We start from the raw sequence: 4542 nt of genomic DNA, 5'->3' as shown, positions 1-4542 counted from the left end.
AGGCGAAGGTGGAAACAGAAAATTGGCAGTAGAGTAGGCTGAAGAGGATCAATCAGATAATCCGCTGAGAAAGATTTTCTTCTTTACATCTTTGGCATTTTATCAACCAGAAATTCCGGATACCCGAAATTATAAAAGGTGCCAGCTCAACTCTTTATGGCGGTGGTGCTATTGCCGGCCTGGTCAACATGGTCACGCGGACCCCCGAAGCAGAGCCGGAAGCCTCCTTGCTCGTCAATGCCACCTCCGCCGGCGGCCAGGATGTAAGCGGTTTCTTTGCTGGCCAGCGGGACACTGGCGACGGCACAATCGTTGGTGGCACTCTGTTCACCTCCTATAACCGTGCCGATGCCTACGACCCGGCAGATAACGGACTCAGCGCCATACCCGAGTTCGAGCGTTGGTCCTTTAATCCACGACTCTTCCTCAGCGGTGACAATTACGAATTCAATGGCGGCATCAACGTGGCGGTAGAAGATCGCCTTGGTGGGGATATGCGCTATATCGAAGGCAATGCCACCAGTCCGGCCTATTTCGAGTCCAGCAGCACTGAGCGGGTAACCAGTCAGCTTGAGTATCGCCGCCAGTTTGCGTCTGGCAACGAGCTGGTATTACGCAATAGCGGCAATCATTTCGATCGCGATCTGGTCGTGCCCGGGTTCCAGTTCAACGGTGCCCAGCTGTCCACATTCAGTGAGGCACATCTGGTGGGCTCGAGCGCACGTCAGGACCTCGACTGGGTGATGGGCTTGAATTTGTGGACCGAGGAATTCGAGCAAGCCAACGCACAACAAGGTTTTGTACAGGATTTCAACAAGCACACCGTTGGCGCCTTTGTGCAGGGCACGCGCCCCCTCGCCGAACGCTGGACGCTGGAAGCCGGCCTGCGCTTGGACGATACATCAGACTATGGCAGCTTCTTGTTGCCTCGCCTGTCATTGCTATTTACCCCCGGCCCGGACACCAATATCCGTATTGGCGGTGGTCTGGGTTACAAGGAACCGGATCTGTTCACCGAAGATGCCGAGCGCCAGCAATTTCGCGATATCCTGCCTCTGCAATCCGAATCACTCGAGGCAGAAGAATCCGCCGGATTCAATCTCGACATCAATCACAGTTTTGCGCTGGCCTACAATATCTCTCTGGACCTCAATGTCCTGCTGTTTTATACGCGAGTCGACAATCCATTGCGTCTGCAACGAGGTGACGACAACCTGCTACGTTTCGTACAGCCGATAGATTACATCGACACCCGCGGCACTGAAATCAATGCGGTATGGCGCTGGCAGGATTTCAAACTGTTTCTGGGCTACACCCATACAGATGTGCAGGAGCATGATGGCGACAGGGACAGCGATTACCCGCTGGTGCCCAATCGCATCAATACGGTGTTGGTCTATGAAACTGAGGGAGACATCCGCATCGGGCTGGAAGCCTACTACTATAGTGAGCAACTACTGGGCGATGGCAGTGAAAGTCGAGACTACTGGATTACCGGGCTGATGACGGAAAAGACCTTTGGTGACGACAACTCACTCTTCCTGAACTTCGAAAACTTCACCGATACCCGCCAGTCCCGTTACGGCAGCATCTACTCGGGCCCGATCTCTGATCCGCAATTTACCGATATCTATGCGCCACTGGATGGTTTCGTCATCAACGGTGGCGTCAAGCTGCGCTTCTAGGCGAAGCCCGCAAAATAGCGGGCCATTACTGCGTCGGGCAAACCTTCGAACACGGCACTCGGCCCTGCCCAAACGAGCAGCATTGGTCTAGACTCTGTCTTGGAGTCATCGCACTAACGGTCTGCGCGCTTCCGCTCAGCACCGATATCAAGAATAAGAGCAATGAAAGGAGTTTTATCGTGATCAAGCACCCAACCGGCCATGTCAGCCGCCTGCTTATACTAACCTTCGGCTGCTGGCTTAGTGCAAGTTCACTGGCTGCTGACACCTGGCCACAAACCGAAGCCGGTGCCGAAGCGGCTGGCTTTAGCCAGGAAGGCGTCGACAAACTGGATTCGGCCATGCGTGAAATCGTCGCCGATCAGGATGTCGCCGGTATGGTCTGGATGCTCGCCAAAGACGGCGAAGTGGCCACCTTTGAATCGGCCGGACTGGCGCGTCTGGAAGACAACACGCCCATGACCAAAGACTCCCTGTTTCGCATCTATTCCATGAGCAAGCCGGTAACCGGCGTTGCCTTGATGATGTTGTGGGAAGACGGGCACTGGGATTTCGACGATCCACTTAGTAAATTCATTCCCGAATTCGCGGATCTTCAGGTACTTGCCAGCTACGATGACAACGGCAATGTGGAACTGGAACCGCTGGAGCGCCAGCCCACCATGCGTGAACTGCTTAATCACACTGCCGGTTTTGGCTACGGCTTGTTCGGCGATGATCCGGTTAACACCGCCTTTCGCGATCAGGCAGTATTGGCCTCAAGTGATCTCGACGAGCTTGTCGCCAAGGTCGCTGACATTCCTTTACTCGCTCAGCCTGGCGCCCAGTGGTACTACTCCATTGGTGTCGATATTCAAGGCTACATCGTGCAACAGATTACCGGCATGAGTTTTGGTGAGTTCTTACGCACACAGCTTTTCGAACCCCTGGACATGATGGACACGCGTTTTTATGTTGCGCCTGAGGATCAGGCGCGGTTCGCCGAAGTTCACTACTGGGATACCGAGCGCAATCAACTCGCCCAGCAACCACATCGTGCTGACCGTCCCAGCTATCTGGACCCTGATCGTATCGAGTCTGGTGGCGGCGGTCTGGTGTCATCAACCCACGACTACGCCCGCTTTATTCAGATGCTCGTTAACGAAGGTGAACTTGAAGGCACTCGCATTTTGTCACCCGAATCGGTGCGCATCATGCGCACGAACAGCCTGACTGGTGAAGAGTCCATGCAATATGCCATCGGTGGTGTTGGCCAGCCAGGTGTCGGCTTTGGTGTCGACTTCGCGGTGACTTACGATCCACAGGCCGCAGGCACACCTGCAGGCCCCGGCACTTACAATTGGGCCGGCGCGGCAGGTACTGCATTCTGGATTGATCCGGCCAACAACATTTTCTGGCTGTCGATGATACAGGCCCAGGGTCAACGTCGCCCCGGAGCCGCTAATATGGGTGAAGTGGCACGTAATCTGATCTATCAGGGGCTACAGCCTTAACCTGTTTTGCGACTGGATTGAAATCTGATCCGTACGAGTCCAGGCGTCATCCTCGACTCGTGCGGAACAAGGTTGGATCAATCTTTAATATCTCGTGCAGCGCCAAGTTACTCTTCACCTGCTCTGCGACTAGTCATTTTCGACCTTCTCGTTTTGTAACTTCTCATTATTCAGCTACGCAATCCCTATGTCTGACACTGAAAGCGACACTGATTCGCAGAACATTCCCAGAGAACTTCTGTTCGAGCTCCTGTGGCTTGCCTTCTATGGCGCCCTCACGCTTTTTGTTCTTTCGGGACTACTCGCTTTTAGCTGGCAAACCGGCGGCGCCATGCAATGGTTGTTACAAGCCATGCTGGTATGGGCCTTTGTTTGTTATCAGGCCGTGCGCCGCGTAGAACTCAATCGGCCCGACGAAAATGCACAACTCTACGCCACATTGGGTTGGGGTAATCTCGTTACCCTGCTGCGCGCCTGTTTTCTGGCCGCCGTGGCCGGCTTTCTCTTTCAGGACTGGCCGGTCGGCGCTGTTATGGCCTGGGTACCGGGCAGCTTGTATTTTTGCGGCGCCATACTGGATCGCGTCGATGGTTATGTGGCGCGCAAGACCGGACACAGCAGCCTGCTGGGCAATGAACTGGATATGCTGAGTGATGCCCTCGGCCTGGCCATCGCCTCACTGCTGGCCTTTGGTTATGGCCAGGTGCACTGGACTTACTTGCTGTTTGGTGTCGCCTACTATGTCTTCCACGGCGGGCTTATCTGGCGCAAACAACAAGGGCTGCCAATTTATCCCCTGCCACCCGCCATGCACCGACGTGCCTGGGCCGGTTTTCAAATGGGCTTTCTCGTCGTCGCGCTTTGGCCGTGGTTTTATCCACCGATCACGACGCTGGCCGGGTTTGCTTTTATGCTGCCTGCGCTCATTGGTTTTATTGTCGACTGGTTATTTGTCAGCGGCCGGCTTAGCCGCGACAACTCTAACACTGATCATTTTTTCCGCCGCCTGAGTGCGCTAGCGTACTCGGTACTGCAACCGGCACTGCGTGTGCTGATCGTAGTGCTACTCATTGCCACGCTCGGACTTCCGGGCATTTGGTCGGGCCTGGACTCTGACGGTCGAACGGTAAGTGCGTTGGTGGGTGCCGGCTTTGTTCTCGGCAGTGCATTAATTCTTACCGGCGTTGCAGGTCGCGCTGCCTGCTTGATGTTGATCGGTTTGTTGGCCAATTATTTTGGGGTATACGGATTTAATGGTTGATGGGGCACCTTCACCCCATCAATCTGATACCACCCTCAGATGGTTGATAGATCGACTCCGTAGTTGAGTTCCTCTGCGAAGTCCGGCAGTCCGTAACCGATGG

Annotated in this window: 3 protein-coding genes; all 3 read left to right on the top strand. The window is 54.8% G+C overall.

Features of this window, described 5'->3' with window-relative positions; all coding sequences use genetic code 11:
* Positions 1-227: 227 nt before the first annotated feature.
* The 3 genes from NH344_RS17920 (at position 228) to NH344_RS17910 (ending at position 4439) form a co-directional block, all read left to right on the top strand.
* Positions 228-1685 (top strand): TonB-dependent receptor, encoded by a 1458-nt coding sequence (locus tag NH344_RS17920; RefSeq protein ID WP_253028266.1) that lies wholly within the window; start codon positions 228-230, stop codon positions 1683-1685.
* Between the two features lie 179 nt (positions 1686-1864).
* Complete coding sequence (locus NH344_RS17915; RefSeq protein WP_228169108.1) at positions 1865-3178, top strand: serine hydrolase domain-containing protein; 1314 nt, start codon at positions 1865-1867, stop codon at positions 3176-3178.
* A gap of 187 nt (positions 3179-3365) precedes the next feature.
* A complete protein-coding gene (locus NH344_RS17910) occupies positions 3366-4439 on the top strand; it encodes a CDP-alcohol phosphatidyltransferase family protein (RefSeq protein WP_228169107.1) in 1074 nt (357 codons plus the stop codon).
* The last annotated feature ends 103 nt before the right edge of the window (positions 4440-4542 follow it).

It is taken from the genome of Halomonas sp. Ps84H-12 (assembly GCF_024124725.1).
In the GTDB taxonomy this organism is placed as follows: Bacteria; Pseudomonadota; Gammaproteobacteria; order Pseudomonadales; family Halomonadaceae; genus Vreelandella; species Vreelandella aquamarina.
The sequence above is the reverse complement of the archived record's forward strand: the minus strand, read 5'-3'. Positions and strand labels throughout refer to the sequence as shown.